The sequence below is a fragment of the Methanobrevibacter sp. genome (assembly GCF_045112895.1).
Classification (GTDB): domain Archaea; phylum Methanobacteriota; class Methanobacteria; order Methanobacteriales; family Methanobacteriaceae; genus Methanocatella.
On the sequence record NZ_JBGUIH010000018.1, the window covers coordinates 28,857 to 45,282 of the forward strand.

Genomic DNA, 16,426 nt, shown 5'->3' on the forward strand with positions numbered 1-16,426 from the left:
ACTATTTTTCACAAAACTTACAAATAAAATTAGTTGAATTTATAAATTAAAAAACTTTTATTAAACATGTAAACCAAATATATAATATTATATTAACTCTTATCGAGGGATAAAATGGAAGAATACATTAATTTATTCGAAAACATTATTGCAGAAACCAGCCAAAAAGTAGATTACATCGACATTAGAGCAGGAATTGGTGAAAATACTGCTTTATTAATGAAAGATGGAGATGTCGATGAAATTAACACTGGAATGAGCTTAGCGGCAAGAGTAAGAGTGTTGAATAATGGGGCATGGGGTTTTGCATATACAACAGACTTATCTAAAATAAATGAAATTACAGATACTGCCATCAAATTCTCAAATTCACTTAAGGGAGATGTCACATTAAGTGAAACGGACATTATAAAAGATAAAATCGCGGTTGACGTTAAAATACCATTTAAGGATATTTCAATTGAAGAAAAGAAAGACATTATGAAACAGGCAAATGATGCTGCAACAATTGAAAAAGTCAACAGCACAACAGTAAGCTATGGCGATAGCGAAATAAACGAATTATTCATGAGCAGTGAAGGCAGCGAAATTCAAGTAAAAACAAGCAGAGTAAGAATGGCTCTAAATGCATCAGCAACAAATGGCGAAATCATCCAATTTGGACATGGAAGTCTTGGAGGAGTAAAAGGATTTGAAGTAATAGCCGATGCAGATATTGAAAAATTCGGAAGAGAAATTGGTGAAAAAGCCGTTAGATTACTTGATGCACAAAGTGCACCTTCTGGAAACTTTCCAGTAATAGCTGACCCTGAATTAACCGGTGTTTTAATTCATGAAGCATTGGGACATGCTGTTGAAGCTGATTTAATCTTACAAAATGATTCCATCCTAAAAGATAGAATGGGATGCCAGATTGCATCCGATATTGTAAACATATTCGATGATGCAAGCCTTAAGGAAGGTTTCGGATACTATCCTTACGATGTTGAAGGTGTTAAGACAAAACCTAATCAATTAGTGAAAGATGGAAAATTAGTTTCCCTTTTAAATTCAAGAGAAACAGCATCAAAATTAAATATGAAATCTTCTGGAAATGCAAGATCTTTGATTGCCGACCAGCCAATTGTAAGAATGAGCAATACATTCTTGCAGCCTGGAGACAATAGCTTTGAAGAATTGATTGAGGATATTCCTGACGGAATTTATCTTAAAGGTTCCAGAGGAGGCCAAGTCGATACCGGCAAAGGAATTTTCCAGTTTAATGCGGCAGAGGGTTATCTAATTGAAAAAGGCGAAATTTCAACACCGCTTAGGGATGTTTCCCTATCTGGAAATATTTTGGAAACCTTGAAAAACATTGATGCTATAGGAAGCGATTTTAAATTAAGTGTTGGTTTTTGTGGAAAAGATGGTCAGACAGCACCTGTTGGTGATGGCGGACCTCATACTAGAATTTTAAAAGCATTAGTTGGAGGAATGGGATAATGATAAGTGACAGAGCTGGAAAATATTTGGTTGAAGTAGCTAAAGATTCAATTAAACACTATTTAGAAACAGGCGAGAAATTGGATAAAGGAGAAGGTTATCCGCTTGAATTAGATGAAAAATTAGGTGTTTTTGTAACATTAAATAAAAGAAACAATCTGCGAGGATGCATTGGATATGCCGAACCCATAATGCCTGCAATTGAAGCAACAATAGACGTTGCAATTGCCGCAGCAGTCAACGATCCAAGATTTCCGCAAGTAACCCTGGATGAATTAAATGATCTTGATTTGGAAGTTACAGTATTGACCAAACCTGAAATGATTATAGTAGCACATCCAGACCAATACTTTGAGGAAATTGAAATCGGTCGTGACGGTTTAATTGTCCAGAAAGGATATTCAAGAGGATTGCTGCTTCCTCAAGTTGCTACAGAAAACAAGTTTGATACTGAAATGTTTTTAGAACACACATGCATGAAAGCTGGAATTAGTGCAGACAGCTGGATGGATGAAAGCTGCGATGTATACAAATTCCAAGGACAGATTTTTGAATAGTGATTGAAATGATGATTCCGACAATACCTACACCACAAGAATTGCTTGACAAAGGATTCAGCAGAGGCAAAAAGCAAGCTGACTTGGTTAGAAGTCAAAAAATACCTAAACACTTAAAAGGTAAAAGGATTGAAGAGAGAAGAGTCGTTACATCCTGTCAAGTTATTAAAGATAAGTTAAAATCAATTATTGATGCGGTTCCAGAAATCGAAAGCCTACATCCGTTTTATCAGGACTACATTGACATTACTGTTGGTGTGGATGACATGAAACAGGCATTGGGTGCTCTCAATTGGGCTTATGGGATCATAACTCAGCTTGAAAAGGAATATGGTGCAAAAATCAGGAAAAATCCATCTGAAAAAGCGACTGCCATTCAAAAACAAGCTTATGGAAGAATAGCTTCCGTTGTAAACAAGATTAAAAAGGATTTGGACTTTTTGGATTTTGCAAAGCAGAGCTTAAGGAATATGCCGACAATTGACTTTGATGCAACAACTATCGTTATTGCAGGTTTTCCGAATGTGGGCAAATCAACATTACTCAGACAGCTCAGCAGTGCGGAACCTCAAGTCGCCAACTATCCATTTACCACCAAAGGGATACAGATTGGTCACACCGAAATGCACTGGAAGCATATTCAGATTATCGATACCCCTGGGCTTTTGGATAGGCCCGTTTTAGAGATGAATGATATTGAAATGAATGCGATTGTGGCCCTTGAGCATTTGGCGGATGCAATCCTGTTCATATTCGATGCATCGGAAACCTGCGGTTTTCACCTCGACAATCAATACAACCTTCTAAAGCAGATTGAAAAGATTTTCTCAGAAGTGCCGGTCATCTATTTATTCAATAAGATGGACCTGGTGGAAGATAAGGAGTACCTTAACAAGTATATTGATGATGAAGAAAACTCCATTTTCATTTCAGCCATTGAAGGTGAAGGTGTAGATGAAATAAATAAAAAAATTGATAAAATCAAGAAAATAGACCGCAATACTGAAGAAGAAGATGATGATTATTACTGAAGCTAACTCTTTAGTAAATTTAATAGTGTGCGTTTGAATAATAACTGATTCCGACACATTTAAAATGTAAACTGTATTAAAACCTTAAAAATGAAAATTGCAGTTCCGGGCAAAATATCTCTCCTTGCCCCCAATAACCCTTAGCGGGTTATTGACTGGACTTCAAACCATCATACAACTTCCATATCATCACCTATAATGCAGTTTCAAGTGAGAATAACCTCTAAAACAGCATTATTAACCTAATGACTGCCCAACATAGAAAGATTGTATTACAAATTAAATGCAATTGACCATCACTCAGACTTAAAGAAACCGGCGACTTCTTGCACAATGAATCTAAAATTATTGAACTTATTAATTAGATATCTTTATTAATTTTATTTTACTAAAATATTATCGATAAGAACATTTTTATATATGGGGGAAAAAATGAAAAGACAATATAAAATAATAGCGTTACTTTTAGTAATTCTATCGATAATAATAACAATGAATTGTGTTAGTGCAATAGACGATAATAATACCAATATTACTAGTTCTGATTCATTTGAAGCCTATATTTCACCTAACGGTGATGATTATTTAGGAGATGGAAATCAAGAAAATCCTTATAATATCTTACGAAATGCTATAGATTATGCTTCGAATGACTCTACAATATATCTGAATGAAGGCAATTATGCGGGTGAAAATAGCAGAAACATTTCATTGAACAAATCCATTACACTTGTTGGAAAATCAAAGGAGAATACAATAATTGACTGTGAGTCCTCTGGAAGATTATTTACAATGAATTCTAACAGCAAATTAACTTTAATTAATCTTACCTTAAAAAACGGCAATTCAACTGACAACGGCGGACTTATTTATAATGAAGGCGGACAAATTACAATTAAGAATTGTATTTTAAGCAATTCTCAAGGATATAAAAACGGAGGAGCCATATTCAATAATTTCGGAACTTTGAATATTGAAGACACATCTTTTATAAACAATAGCGCATTTCAATATGCTGGAGTTATTTATACAATTGGAGAAACAAACATTAAAAATTCCAATTTTACTCAAAACTATTTGACTGGAAAAGAAAGTGTGGGTGGTTGTATTGCATCTAATGGAAAAATAAACTTAGATGGATGTATTTTCTCAAAGAATTTTGTAGTTTACTCAGCAGCCGCTTTGTTGAACCTTGGAAATGCAACAATCAACAACTGCAGATTCGAATACTTAACTACAAACTATACTGCAGGAGCCATAAGCAATCATAATTATGCAATAATAAATAATAGTTATTTTGGATATAATGAGGTTAAATATTATGCCGCTGCACTTTTAGCACCGCCAAGCGGCCAACATGTTATAACAAAAGTTTACAATACCATTTTTGAACAAAATCATGCAGGATACCATGGAGTGGTAACTAACAATTTCAAAGATACCGAGCTTTACATGGAAAACTGCGCAATCGTTGGAAACTACATTAGAAAGGATCGGGAATATGGAGACATTTCATTAGACGACAATGCAACTGTACAATACTGCTGGTGGGGCCAGAATAACATAAGTACTTATTATTACGACCCCCATGACGGCGACCACCGTCCTGAAAAAATTAATGCTTCCAGATGGTTAATTATGAAATTTTCATCAAACAATGGCATTGTTTATAAAAATAAAAATAACGTTTTAACTGTTAATCTAAACTATTACTTTGACAATGAAACAAAAGAGATCCATAAATTAAACGGAAATGTTAATCTTCCTTTAGAAGTTACAGTCTACACCAAATCAAAAACCATTACAAAAAAACTAGTGAATGGTGTTGCAACTTTTAATATTAAACCTGGAACCAAAGATAATGTAGTTTATGCAAAAATCGACAATCAAACATTGAAATTGAATGTGAACTCAAAATATTCAACCTTGATTGTAAAGGATTTTACAAAATATTATAAAAGCAGCAAAAAATTATCCGTGAAATTGGTAAACTGTTATAACAAGGGAATTAAGGGTGAAAAGGTATCTATTAAAATTGGAAGTAAAACTTATACTGCTTCAACTAACAAAAATGGAATTGCTAGTTTCAAAATTAAGAATACCCCTAAAACTTTCAATGTAAAAGTTATCTACAAAGGAAATAAGTATTATACCGGAACTACCAAATCCATAAAAGTAAAGGTTGTCAAACCAATTATCAAAGCTTCCCAAACCAAAATTCATAAAAAAGGAAAATTTGTTGTTACTTTTAAAAATGCAAATAAAAAAGCAATAAAACATGTTAAAGTTAAATTTAAAATCAACGGCAAAACATATTTCAAAACAACAAATGCAAAAGGACAAGCAAAAATTACCATTAACCTAAAAGCAAACAAGAAGTATACCGTTAAAGTAGGTTTCAAGTCAACCAAAACTTATGGAACTACTACATTAACTAAAAAAATTAAAGTAATTAAATAATCAATTATCATATGATAATTGATTTATCTTTTTTTGAATTCGATGCAAATATATGCATATATGCCGAAAATTGTTTGAACTAATCTATTCGGTTGGAACATTCAAAACTTATTTAATTGTTTAAAAATTAATTATTTTTTAAATTTTAATCCTTCTAGAGGATTCGGAAGGATATAGATTATTATTTATCTTTAAATAGACTCATAAACACTCACTTCAAACATAAGTATCCAAACATCATTCTTCATAATATTCACAAAACCCACCAACAGAATATCCTAACTTACAATAATAATCAACCCCCGCTCCTCCAGAATCAAAATCACCAACAACTCCTCCATTTTCATCAAGAAATTCTTCGTAGAAATATCTGCATCCAAAGTCGCAATACCTTCCAGATTCATTCTCTTCCATTTTTCTTCTATGCATTTCTCTATTTACAAGCCTATAATTTCTCTGCAAGCTAGCCATTTCCTGTTTATCTTTCGCCTTTTCTAATTCACTTCTTATGAAATATCTGATTTCATCTTCACTCATATTTTCTTTCTTATTAATAATCTTATCTTTTAACTTATTTTTAATAGAGATTTCCAGTCTTATGTCCTTTCTTATCATTTCCGATTTGATTTCTTCTGATTCAAATATTTCATCAATCATTCTTGATTTTTTCCTTTTTTCTTCCTTTTCTTTTTCCATTTTGGTTTTGTATTCAACTATTAATTGATTAACCCTAAATTCTACTCCTCCACTTTTGATTTGACCGGATTCTATTTCTTTTTCCACCTGTTGTTTGATAGCTTTTCCGGTGCGAAAAATATCTAAACCATTATGAGATAATGCGTTTCTAAAAGTTTTATTGTAGAATACACTTCCGCCAACTATTCTTTTAAGTTCTCTTTTTGCCATCTCTTTTTCCATACTATCCGGCATTGATTTTAATGAAGGATTATCCTGTTTTATATCTACCTTAGTTCCACAGTTAGTGCAGAAAGTATCATCTTTTCCTAATCTATTTCCACAGTTAGTGCAAAAATTGGCCATAACCTAACCTCTTTAATCATCTTCTTAAATAAGTTTAAGTCAAAATAATTATAAATATATGCCGAAATTGGTATAAACTATTCAAAACACACTTGAGAACAGATGACAATTTAAATTTCAAATCATTTAGTAAAAACATAGTTACCAATTAATATTCAAAAAATTATATAGTCCCCATATTTTAAAACAATTAACCGAAAATATGAAAAACCTCATTTATTACCCAACATCAACCAACAATTAAAATAAGTATAATCTAATTTTAAAGAATAAACAACCATTATTTACAACATCAATAGAATAATTTAGGAATTCAAAAAAATAAAGCATCATAAATATGAAAAATAAAAGATTAATAGAATTGACTTTTTAGTAACTTTCAGTAAATTTAATAGAAAAGTTTATATACTAACAAAAAGTAAATAAAATATACTTACTGATATTCATCAAGTAGGAGTGTGAAAAATATGGTAGACGAAGAAACTATTGATACCGAATTCACAGAAAAAGAAGAAACATTCGAAGAAAATACCGATGAAGAAAAATCAAAATTTGGTGAAAAAAGAGACGAAACCAAAGAAAAAATCGATGAAACCAAAGAAAAAACTAAAAATATTGCAGATAATGTAATCAATGATTTCTACAAAAGCATCGATGAATTCAAAGAAAGCATTAAAAATATGCAAAAATCAGCAGATCAAAAATATGCTGACTACAAAAAAACAACAGTACAAACTATTGACATTGATTTAGTGGAAACAAAAGAAACTTACTACATCAAAGCTGCAGTTCCGGGTGTTGAAAAAGAAGACGTTTCAATCGAAGCGGGCGACAATGACATCACTATCGAAACTTGTTTCAAACCATACATCGAAGAGTTTGAAGAAGAAGACGAAGCTGAAGCAATTGTATGCGCTATCAAATCAGGAAAATGTGTTAAAACTGTAAGATTTGAAAACAGTATCGATCTTCAAAACATTTCTGCAAAATTCTCAAACGGAATCGTTATCGTAACCATTCCAAAATTAATTATACCAAAACATAAAGTAAATGTAGAATAGATTTTCTACATTTCTATCTCTTTTTTATTATTTTAAAAAAATTAGTACCTTACTTTTCCAATGTGCCTTGTTGCACCAGGATCTTCACCATTAAAGTGTGCCAGATAATATACAAACCATTCAAGTGGAATCACCAATATGAATGGGGATAACAGTTTATCAACACTAGCATAGTCCTTAAGGTCATAAATTATTGATTTTAACTCTAAATTTTTAGAAAATTCGATTGCTTTATCAGTAATCTCATCTGATTCAAAGTCTGATTTTAAAATTATAATTGGAACATCTTTTTCAACACGTTCTATTAAACCATGCCTAAATTCAGCAGAATACTCAGGACATGCATGCTTAATTGCACCTTCCATAAGCATTGTCATTGCTAATTTATATGCAAGACCGAAATTAGGACCACTGCCTATACAATAGAAAATATCTTCATCTTTAAATTCCTCAGCCAATTGCTTATTTTCGTCTTCGGTTGTAATCAACATTTTTTCCAACATTTTAGGCATTTCGGTTAATTGAGCCAACAATTCCGTTTTATTTTCATAATCACTAGCTTCAAACAATATCTTATAAAGACAAGCCAGTTGAGTAATATAAGTTTTAGTGCCTAAAATAGCTGTTTCAGTTTCACATTGAGTTATAATCTGAGTTTTAGCCTCTTTAATCATGGAACTTTCAGGTTCGTTTGAAATAGCAACCGTATGAATATTGAACTCATTAGCTCTTCTAAGTGATGCCAAAGTATCAGCAGTTTCACCGGATTGAGAAGTAAAAATGGCAATGGAATTTTCACCTTCAACCAATTTCTTATTATAATAAAATTCATAGCCTGTATAAACTTCAATATCGATATTAGTACTGGACATCCTAATTGCATCACGTACACTATAACAAGTTGAAATTGAACTGCCGCAACCAATTAAATATATTTTGTCGGCTTCTAAAACTAGATTTGAAACTTCATCTAATGTAGCAAATTCTGATTCAAAAGTCTTTCTAAGCGCCTCTGGTTGCTCCATCATTTCATCATACATTTTATAGTTCATGGCTAAAACTCCTTTAAAATTAAATAATATTAATTATATATTGTTAATTAACATATAAAAGGTTTATTTAAAAAATATTTAAAATGAGATTATGAATGTAGATTTATCATTAATTGGAATGGAAAAGGGAAGGCAATACGAAACAATTATCACGACAAGAAATGATGAGAATTTGAAAAATGCAGCTCCCATTGGCGTGATTTGTTCCGGTCCAGATACAATATTAAATCGAATTTTTAAAGGAAGTCATACTTTAGACAATATCATCTCACAGAGGGAGTTTGTTGTAAATATAGCACAGGACCCTGAATTGTTTACAATGTCGACTCTTGGAAATCTTCCGCAAGACTATTTCAATGAGGATACAACATTAAAATGCACTGATGCCTATTTCAAATGCAAAGTTACAAGCCTGACCGAAGCGGTGAAACAGAGCGACCCCATTAAAAAGAAAGACGAAGCCATCGTAATCAAGTCAAAAGTAACTGAACTGGTAATAAATAAAAATACTAAAGCCATGAATAGGGGATTTGCCTATGTAATCGAATCTTTATCTAATTTTAGTCGATTCGACATTGTTGGCGAAGAAAAAAAACAGGAATATCTGAGAAGATTTAGGGAAGCAAATCGCGTTGTTAAAAAAGTAGGCTATAAAGAAGACATTAAAGCGATGGAAAAGATAAAAGAAGAATTAATAAAAAAAGGCTATGAGCCTTAGTTTATTATAACATCTATAAATTCAAATGCATCCCCGTCAAATAATCCTAAATCAGAAATCTTAAGTGAAGGGATAACCAATAGTGCCATAAATGCCATTGTCATGAATGGAGCTTCCAGCTGACATCCTAATGCTGAAGTCATATTATGCAGAATAGCCAATTTGTCAGAAACGACATGCGCATCTTCATTAGACATTAGCCCTGCAATAGGAAGAGGCAGTGAATCAGCAAAATCGTCGCTAACAACGGAAATACCGCCTTGATTATCAATAACCTTATTTACAGCATCAGCCATCTCCTGAGAGTCATAACCAACGACAATTATATTATGTGAGTCATGAGCGACTGACGAAGCGATAGCTCCTTTTTTAAGGCCGAATCCTTTAATGAATGCATTAGCAATGTTGCCTTTGCCATAACGTTCGACAACGGCTATTTTCAAAACGTCCTGATAGATATCCGGTTGTACTATTCCCCCTTTAGTTATCAATTTTGCAGTTGTCTTTTTAGTCAATAAATCTCCGTCAGTGCATTCGATAACATTGACTTCACATTCATCACCATCATAATGAATATCAAAATCACTTGCGGTTTTTTTAGATGCATCAATTGTGTTTCTAGATTCAACTTCAGGAGCATCAAATAAAACATTTTCACCATCGAAAACACACTCTCCGCCTATATATGTTTCTAAGACATTAAAATCATATAGGCTGTCAATGATTACATAATCTGCCTTTGCACCAGGCACAATAGCTCCACAATTCAGATTATAATGATATGCCGGATTGATTGTTACCATGCTAATTGCTTTTAAAATATCGATTCCAAGGTCAACTGCCTTCTTAATAGATTTATTTAAATGACCTTTAATCAAATCGTTAGGGTGCTTATCATCACTGACTATAAAATCAAACATTGGGGAATAAATTTTCTTTTCGAATATATCCCTATAGATAAGTCCAAGACTTTCCGGATTTTCAATGAGTGAAGGACCTTCGCCTATATTAAAAAGACCTTCCATATCCATAGCAGATGAACCGTCACGCACCATAATTTTCATACCTTTCATCTTTTTTTCGAATGCTTCTAAAATATTACTGCATTCGTGGTCAGTTGATATGCCCTGTGCAAGGTATTTATCCAACTCTTCGCGAGAAAGTAACGGAGCATGACCATCAATAGGTTTTCCATATTGTCTTGCCAATGCCAATTTCTTTAGAACTTCCTCATCACCATTTATCACACCCGGAAAATTCATCATTTCACCCAAGGCAACAATTTCATCTTTTTTGAGCAAATATTCAATTTCGGATGAATTTAAAATCGCTCCGGAAGTTTCAAAACCTGTAGCGGGCACACAAGAAGGTGCTGAAAAATAAAAATTGAAAGGCACTTGTTTTGCATTTTCAATCATTGCTTCAATACCTTCAATTCCTAAAACATTAGCGATTTCATGAGGATCGCAAACAACACCAGTAGTCCCATGCCTTACTGCAATTTTAGCAAATTGTGCGGGTGTAATCATACTGCTCTCAATATGAATATGAGCATCAATAAATCCCGGAATCATTAATCCTCGAACATCCAGTTTTGTTGTTTCACTAACTAGAATAGGAGTGACCTCTGTAAATAGACCATTTTCCACAGTGATTCTTGCAGGATAAATACTATCGGAGATTACATCAAGAATATATGCTGTAAATGACATGGTTTATTCCTCCATTAAAGCCTGATAAAGAAGCGGCAAGAATGAACCTATATCTGTAACAATACCAACAACCTGTGCACTTCCCCTATCTGACAATTTGGTAACGGTGGATGGGTTGATATCTACACAGATTGTCTTTACACGGGAAGGAAGCATATTACCAGTAGCGATTGAATGCAACATTGTAGCAATCATAATTACCATGTCCAAGTTTTGAGCATATTTTCTCATTTCCTTTTGAGACTCTACAGTATCTGTTATGACATCCGGAAGCGGGCCGTCATCACGAATGGAGCCTGCAAGAACATAGGGAACATCATTTTTGATACATTCGTACATGATTCCTCCAGTCAATGTTCCATCCTCTACAGCCTGCCTTATGGAACCTGAACGGTTAATCTTATTGATTGTCCTCATGTGGTGGGTATGGCCGTGAGCTACGATTTTGCCGGTTTCCACTTCAATACCTAGAGAAGTACCGTAGATGTTTGATTCCATATCATGGGTAGCCAAAGCATTTCCGGCCATGATTACATCAATATAACCTTCACGAACCAAAGCCGCCAGATATTTTCCGGATCCTGTGTGGACAATAGCCGGTCCTCCGACAATACCAATCTTTCCGCCCTTAGCTTTAATTTCCTTCATTTCCTGAGCAATACCCTCAATAATATTCATAAGTGGTTTTTCAGAGGACACATCACTGTTCATGAATTCGAATACCTGTTGTTCATCTCTTGATCTGTTAGGTGGTGTGACTTTAACGCCGTCAAGGCCTACAACTATCTTATCACCTGCCTTAACATCGGCAATCGGCTTTACATAAGCCCTTTTATTTTCCTCATCAACGACAACCAAACAGTCCATTTCGATATCCTCCACAGGAATCCAATCCCCGTCATAATAAATGTGAGTAACATGATTGGATGATGAATAAAAACCTTCAGGAGCAACTTTATCCTTTTCGGATGCAACGAGATTGACTTCCTTGATTTCATCTATTGATGCACCAAGCACAGATAATTCATCTAAGATGGAATCTAATAATTCGGGAGATTCTGCTGAAACTTCAATTTTCGCATGACTAGTGTCTGACTTTTTTCGTCCAACCTCGATTTCCAATATATTAAATTCTCCTCCCTTGTCCATAATTATGCCCATTGTTTTGGTTAAAATCAATGAATCAATAATATGTCCAGAAAGGTCAATATTTCTTTTTTCCATAACAATATGCTCCATTTTTAGTTAATATTATAATTTTGGTTTTGGTGATATTTAATGATATTGTTAAAAAAAAGAGGGAATCTAAACTAAGTAAAAAATTAAAAAAAAAGAAAAAAAGTTAAACTCACGAAAGTGAGTTTAAAGTCCGAAGAATAGGTATATTACAAATACGATAACCATTAACCAGATACCTAAACCTAACTCTTTTGCTTTTCCACTAGCTAGGCTTGCAATTGCGTAAATAACGAATCCCCAAGCGATACCGAGTGAAATGGAGTAGGTTAAAATCATCATGATAATGGTCATGAATACTGAAGCTGCAACAATTAAGTTATCCCATTCAACCTCTTTCAATTGTGCAATCATTAATATACCTACTATTACAAGTGCTGCACAAGTAACAGGAGAAGTAAATAATGATAATACTAATGGAGCGAAGAATATTGAAAGGATGAATAAGATACCAGTAACAATTGCGGTCAAACCGGTTTTACCACCGAGACCGATACCAGTTGCACTTTCTACGTATGCTGTAACGGTACTTGTACCGAATATTGCACCAACAATACCACCAACAGCGTCAGCTAAAAATGCGTTTTGAATTCCAACAGCTTGACCTTCTTCATCGATAAATCCACATTGTCTACCTAATGCCATCAAAGTTCCGGTTGTATCAAAGAATGTAACGAATACAAGTGAGAACAACATCATTATTAAGTTTGGAATGTTTGAGAATAATTGTCCGAATCCTCTAACGAATCCTGCAAACAAGGATAAATCAAAATCAGCTGAAATGAATTGTGCTGGAATAGCAGGCATTAAGAGGTCTCCTGCACCAAATCCGCATAAGGTGAATATTACCCCAATGATAGCAGTTACAACTAATCCGATAAATACTGCGGCAGGTATTTTTTTTACATATAGAATTAAAGTAATGACAATACCAATCAATGCAAGAAGTGCTGGAGCAGACAAGAGTGATCCCATAGTAACAAAAGTAGAAGGATCAGCTACGATAATTCCTGCACCCTTAAGTCCTAAGAATGCCAGGAAGAATCCGATTGCAGCACCAATACCTAATTTCAAGTCAAGAGGGATAGCATTCAAAATAGCTTCCCTTAGACCGGAAATAGTAATAAGTAAAAAGATAATACTTGAAATGAATACTGCTGCAAGTGCAGTTTCCCAAGTGTTTCCCATTCCTAAAATGATTGTATATGTAAATAATGCATTAAGTCCCATACCTGGAGCTAATCCGACTGGGTATTTAGCAACTAGCCCCATAATTATACTAGCGACACCGGAAGCAATAGCAGTAGCGAAAAATACTCCGGTAGCAGGCATTCCACCATCAGACAATATTACTGGGTTTACACCTAAAATGTAAGCCATAGCAAGAAATGTGGTGATACCTGCAAGAATTTCTGTTTTAAAATCAGTTCCATTTTCCTTAAATTTGAAAAAATTGTCTAACATATAACACCTCATCAGAAAAACATATATATTCCGATATTAGTATTTTTTAAAAAACATAGTAATAAATATTACTTATCTAATTTTATTATGAAAATAATTTGAAAACTAATCTATATTTAAGTTCATATCTTTATTTGAATAGAATAAAGCACAATTATTCTTAAAACAAGCTAAATAGACAAAATAATCCTTTTAAAATCTCTTTGATATGAATTAACTTTCATATCATGAAAAGAAATTGAATAAATTATTCTATCAGTGTTAAAAAATCGTAAATTAGTTTGGCTGCAACAACTGCAGTATTGTCACCTAACCTGTCACTTGCGGTTTCCACAACATCAAAACCCACAACATTCTTTCTGCATAATGTTTCAAGTATGGTTTCAAGTTCTGAGATAAATAAACCGCCGGGGGTGGGATTTCCTACATTAGGTGCAAAAGCCGGGTCCACAACATCCATATCAATTGAAATATAGATTGGCCCATCAATGTTTACTAAGAAATATTCAATTGCATCCATGTGCCTGTGAACATCCTTATTTCTAAATGTTTGAATGTTATAAGTTGATTTTACAAATTCCTCTTCATCTCTAGAGGCGGATCTTATTCCTATCTGAACAAGATTGACGCCAAATTCATGAACCCTTCTCATTACAGTCGCATGAGAATATTTCTCGCCAATAAATTCGAATGCCAAGTCCCTGTGAGCATCCAGATGAATTACTGTTAATTTTTCATATTTTTCAGCCAGAGTCTTAATAGCTCCAATAGATGCAGAATGCTCTCCACCGATTATAATAGGTTTCAAGTTTAAATCAATGAGTTCGCGAACTGTCTCTTCGACGATTCCACAAGTTTCCTTACAATTGCCTGGAATGACATTGATGTCTCCAAAATCATAAAAGGTAGTTGTTATTTCTTTGTTAAAAACAGTATTATATTTTTCAAAACCGAATGATGCTTCTCTTACAACAATTGGTCCTAAACGTGCACCGGAGTGATAAGAAGTAGTGCTATCAAAGGGAACTCCGATTATCCCAAATGAATTTTCTTTTATTTCATCATTTTCATGAGAAAATGCAAATTTCCATGGTTCATATGTATTCAAAAGCATAATGAATCGTAAAAGGAAAATAAATAAGAGAACTTAAGCAGATCCTCTAGTTCTCATTATTTTCATATTTCCTAAAGCAACAATGTATTCGACTTCGATTCCTTCAACGATTACATCTTTTAAATCGTCAGGCATAGGTAAGTCGATGGTGTCATAGTTTTCCATATCCATAATTTGAACATTGTCACCTTGGATAGATATAACTTGTCCTAATCTTTTATCAATAATAGGGGTATCTACTTTGGTATCTACAGGTTTTACAAGACTTCTTTTTTGGTTGTCGAAAACACCTACAGCTTCAATTCTTGCTTTTGCTGCTCCGTGTTTACCTGGAGATGAAGTAGTGTAACTGATAATCTTACAAGCTTCTCCGCCTAATACAATATATTTTCCAACTTTTAATGTTTTAATTTCTACAACTTTTGTTGACATTAATTTTCCTCCATATTTATAAAAACCGGTTTTTAATCTGATAATAAGGAATATTATAGATTAATTTAAAATATCTTTTCCATTTTATTTAAAGTATTCGGCGAATATAGATATTTTTTGATGTTTTCTTGCAATATCTAAAAAAAGAGTAAAAAATTAGTGGCTAGATTAGCCCATTATTAAAGGAGTATAACCACAATGAGAGAGCCGCAAGAATCAAAAGAACAATTACCCATACAATAATGAATAATTTCTTGCCATCCCTATCACCTTTGACAATATAGCTTTCTCCAGGTTTATCTGAAGAATGCTGCTTTGTGTTTTTGTAAAGCTCATCATTTCTCAAGTAATTGTAGAACATGCGAGTGATGAAATAGAAAATAACAACAAAAACCAATCCTATATATGGAATAGATCCTCCATTAAAGAACAAAACAGTAATTGAAGATATTATAAGCATCAACAACATGAAAAAACATGCGGAGATAATTATCGATAAAGATTTATTCAAAATCATTAGGTACACCTAAATTTATTTTATATTTTATCATTTAAATAATTTATTTAACTTATAAAAAACAAAACTAAACTTGTGATAAAATGAAAATAGCTATTGTATCCGGAAAAGATGAAGGACCAACAAAATTAAATGCATTTGACAATGCCCTTGCCGATGCGGGAATAGGTGACGTGAACCTGATAAAAGTATCCAGCATGCTTTCAGGCAATTGTAAAATAGAAGAATTACCTAAACTAAAGCCAGGTGCCATGGTAAATTGTGTTTTATCTGAAATTACCTCAGATAATCCGGGAGATGAAATTACGGCAGTTATCGCAATAGCTATTGGAGATGAATTGGGCTGCGTTGTTGAAACAACTGGAATTAACAAAGACAAAAATGACTTGATTAATGAAGCAAAAATGATGGTTGAATACATGATGGGGAAACGGGGAGTCGAAATAAAAGATTTAATAGTTGACTCATCCACAACAACTGTTGAAAAAATTGCATCAGTTGTCGCATCAGTTATATACCTAAATGACGATATTATCGAGGGATAAA

Annotated in this window: 15 protein-coding genes; 7 read left to right on the forward strand and 8 right to left on the reverse strand. The window is 33.4% G+C overall.

Features of this window, described 5'->3' with window-relative positions; all coding sequences use genetic code 11:
• Positions 1-114: 114 nt before the first annotated feature.
• From ACJMLD_RS03770 to ACJMLD_RS03785, 4 genes are all read left to right on the forward strand, one after another.
• Positions 115-1,485, forward strand: a complete 1,371-nt coding sequence (locus ACJMLD_RS03770) for a TldD/PmbA family protein (RefSeq protein WP_405268117.1) — start codon at positions 115-117, stop codon at positions 1,483-1,485.
• Positions 1,485-2,042: a TIGR00296 family protein gene (locus ACJMLD_RS03775; RefSeq protein ID WP_405268119.1), complete on the forward strand. Its 558-nt coding sequence runs from the start codon at positions 1,485-1,487 to the stop codon at positions 2,040-2,042. The genes ACJMLD_RS03770 and ACJMLD_RS03775 overlap by 1 nt, the downstream gene beginning before the upstream one ends.
• An 8-nt stretch (positions 2,043-2,050) precedes the next feature.
• Positions 2,051-3,073 (forward strand): NOG1 family protein, encoded by a 1,023-nt coding sequence (locus ACJMLD_RS03780; protein WP_405268120.1) that lies wholly within the window; start codon positions 2,051-2,053, stop codon positions 3,071-3,073.
• Between the two features lie 432 nt (positions 3,074-3,505).
• Positions 3,506-5,533 carry a hypothetical protein gene (locus tag ACJMLD_RS03785; protein WP_405268122.1) on the forward strand — a complete coding sequence of 676 codons (2,028 nt, stop codon included), beginning with the start codon at positions 3,506-3,508 and terminating at the stop codon, positions 5,531-5,533.
• Positions 5,534-5,770: 237 nt separating this feature from the next.
• On the opposite strand, the gene ACJMLD_RS03790 is transcribed toward ACJMLD_RS03785, so the two are convergent.
• Positions 5,771-6,574, reverse strand: a complete 804-nt coding sequence (locus ACJMLD_RS03790) for a zinc-ribbon domain-containing protein (RefSeq protein ID WP_405268124.1) — start codon at positions 6,572-6,574, stop codon at positions 5,771-5,773.
• A 467-nt stretch (positions 6,575-7,041) separates the two neighbouring features.
• Between ACJMLD_RS03790 and ACJMLD_RS03795 the strand changes: the two genes are divergently transcribed.
• Positions 7,042-7,635, forward strand: coding sequence for an Hsp20 family protein (locus ACJMLD_RS03795; protein WP_405268126.1), 594 nt, complete (start codon positions 7,042-7,044; stop codon positions 7,633-7,635).
• A gap of 41 nt (positions 7,636-7,676) precedes the next feature.
• On the opposite strand, the gene ACJMLD_RS03800 is transcribed toward ACJMLD_RS03795, so the two are convergent.
• Complete coding sequence (locus ACJMLD_RS03800; RefSeq protein WP_405268128.1) at positions 7,677-8,687, reverse strand: SIS domain-containing protein; 1,011 nt, start codon at positions 8,685-8,687, stop codon at positions 7,677-7,679.
• 91 nt (positions 8,688-8,778) lie between these two features.
• On the opposite strand from ACJMLD_RS03800, the gene ACJMLD_RS03805 reads away from it, so the two are divergent.
• On the forward strand, positions 8,779-9,405 hold the full coding sequence (locus ACJMLD_RS03805; protein ID WP_405268130.1) for a DUF447 domain-containing protein: 627 nt from the start codon (positions 8,779-8,781) through the stop codon (positions 9,403-9,405).
• On the opposite strand, the gene ade is transcribed toward ACJMLD_RS03805, so the two are convergent.
• From ade to ACJMLD_RS03835, 6 genes are all read right to left on the reverse strand, one after another.
• Positions 9,402-11,117, reverse strand: coding sequence for an adenine deaminase (gene ade, locus ACJMLD_RS03810; protein WP_405268131.1), 1,716 nt, complete (start codon positions 11,115-11,117; stop codon positions 9,402-9,404). The genes ACJMLD_RS03805 and ade overlap by 4 nt on opposite strands.
• A 3-nt stretch (positions 11,118-11,120) precedes the next feature.
• Positions 11,121-12,341 carry a TIGR00300 family protein gene (locus tag ACJMLD_RS03815; RefSeq protein WP_405268133.1) on the reverse strand — a complete coding sequence of 407 codons (1,221 nt, stop codon included), beginning with the start codon at positions 12,339-12,341 and terminating at the stop codon, positions 11,121-11,123.
• A gap of 138 nt (positions 12,342-12,479) precedes the next feature.
• Entirely contained in the window at positions 12,480-13,817 is a 1,338-nt protein-coding gene (locus ACJMLD_RS03820) for an NCS2 family permease (protein ID WP_405268135.1), read from the reverse strand.
• Between the two features lie 247 nt (positions 13,818-14,064).
• Positions 14,065-14,931: an agmatinase gene (gene speB, locus ACJMLD_RS03825; protein WP_405268137.1), complete on the reverse strand. Its 867-nt coding sequence runs from the start codon at positions 14,929-14,931 to the stop codon at positions 14,065-14,067.
• A 33-nt stretch (positions 14,932-14,964) separates the two neighbouring features.
• Positions 14,965-15,363, reverse strand: a complete 399-nt coding sequence (locus tag ACJMLD_RS03830) for a translation initiation factor IF-5A (protein WP_405268139.1) — start codon at positions 15,361-15,363, stop codon at positions 14,965-14,967.
• A gap of 163 nt (positions 15,364-15,526) precedes the next feature.
• The gene (locus ACJMLD_RS03835) at positions 15,527-15,880 is read right to left on the reverse strand and encodes a hypothetical protein (RefSeq protein ID WP_405268140.1); all 354 of its coding nucleotides are present in this window, start codon (positions 15,878-15,880) and stop codon (positions 15,527-15,529) included.
• An 83-nt stretch (positions 15,881-15,963) separates the two neighbouring features.
• Between ACJMLD_RS03835 and ACJMLD_RS03840 the strand changes: the two genes are divergently transcribed.
• Complete coding sequence (locus ACJMLD_RS03840; protein WP_405268142.1) at positions 15,964-16,425, forward strand: pyruvoyl-dependent arginine decarboxylase; 462 nt, start codon at positions 15,964-15,966, stop codon at positions 16,423-16,425.
• Position 16,426: the final 1 nt, after the last annotated feature.

Bases quoted from the DNA above. Each gene is read 5' to 3' on its own strand.
- ACJMLD_RS03780 (WP_405268120.1), top strand. From the start codon at position 2,051: ATGATGATTCCGACAATACCTACACCACAAGAATTGCTTGACAAAGGA.
- ACJMLD_RS03775 (WP_405268119.1), top strand. From the start codon at position 1,485: ATGATAAGTGACAGAGCTGGAAAATATTTGGTTGAAGTAGCTAAAGAT.
- ACJMLD_RS03805 (WP_405268130.1), top strand. From the start codon at position 8,779: ATGAATGTAGATTTATCATTAATTGGAATGGAAAAGGGAAGGCAATAC.
- ACJMLD_RS03840 (WP_405268142.1), top strand. From the start codon at position 15,964: ATGAAAATAGCTATTGTATCCGGAAAAGATGAAGGACCAACAAAATTA.
- ACJMLD_RS03770 (WP_405268117.1), top strand. From the start codon at position 115: ATGGAAGAATACATTAATTTATTCGAAAACATTATTGCAGAAACCAGC.
- ACJMLD_RS03785 (WP_405268122.1), top strand. From the start codon at position 3,506: ATGAAAAGACAATATAAAATAATAGCGTTACTTTTAGTAATTCTATCG.
- ACJMLD_RS03820 (WP_405268135.1), bottom strand. From the start codon at position 13,817: ATGTTAGACAATTTTTTCAAATTTAAGGAAAATGGAACTGATTTTAAA.
- speB (WP_405268137.1), bottom strand. From the start codon at position 14,931: ATGCTTTTGAATACATATGAACCATGGAAATTTGCATTTTCTCATGAA.
- ACJMLD_RS03830 (WP_405268139.1), bottom strand. From the start codon at position 15,363: ATGTCAACAAAAGTTGTAGAAATTAAAACATTAAAAGTTGGAAAATAT.
- ACJMLD_RS03815 (WP_405268133.1), bottom strand. From the start codon at position 12,341: ATGGAAAAAAGAAATATTGACCTTTCTGGACATATTATTGATTCATTG.
- ade (WP_405268131.1), bottom strand. From the start codon at position 11,117: ATGTCATTTACAGCATATATTCTTGATGTAATCTCCGATAGTATTTAT.
- ACJMLD_RS03800 (WP_405268128.1), bottom strand. From the start codon at position 8,687: ATGAACTATAAAATGTATGATGAAATGATGGAGCAACCAGAGGCGCTT.
- ACJMLD_RS03835 (WP_405268140.1), bottom strand. From the start codon at position 15,880: ATGATTTTGAATAAATCTTTATCGATAATTATCTCCGCATGTTTTTTC.
- ACJMLD_RS03790 (WP_405268124.1), bottom strand. From the start codon at position 6,574: ATGGCCAATTTTTGCACTAACTGTGGAAATAGATTAGGAAAAGATGAT.
- ACJMLD_RS03795 (WP_405268126.1), top strand. From the start codon at position 7,042: ATGGTAGACGAAGAAACTATTGATACCGAATTCACAGAAAAAGAAGAA.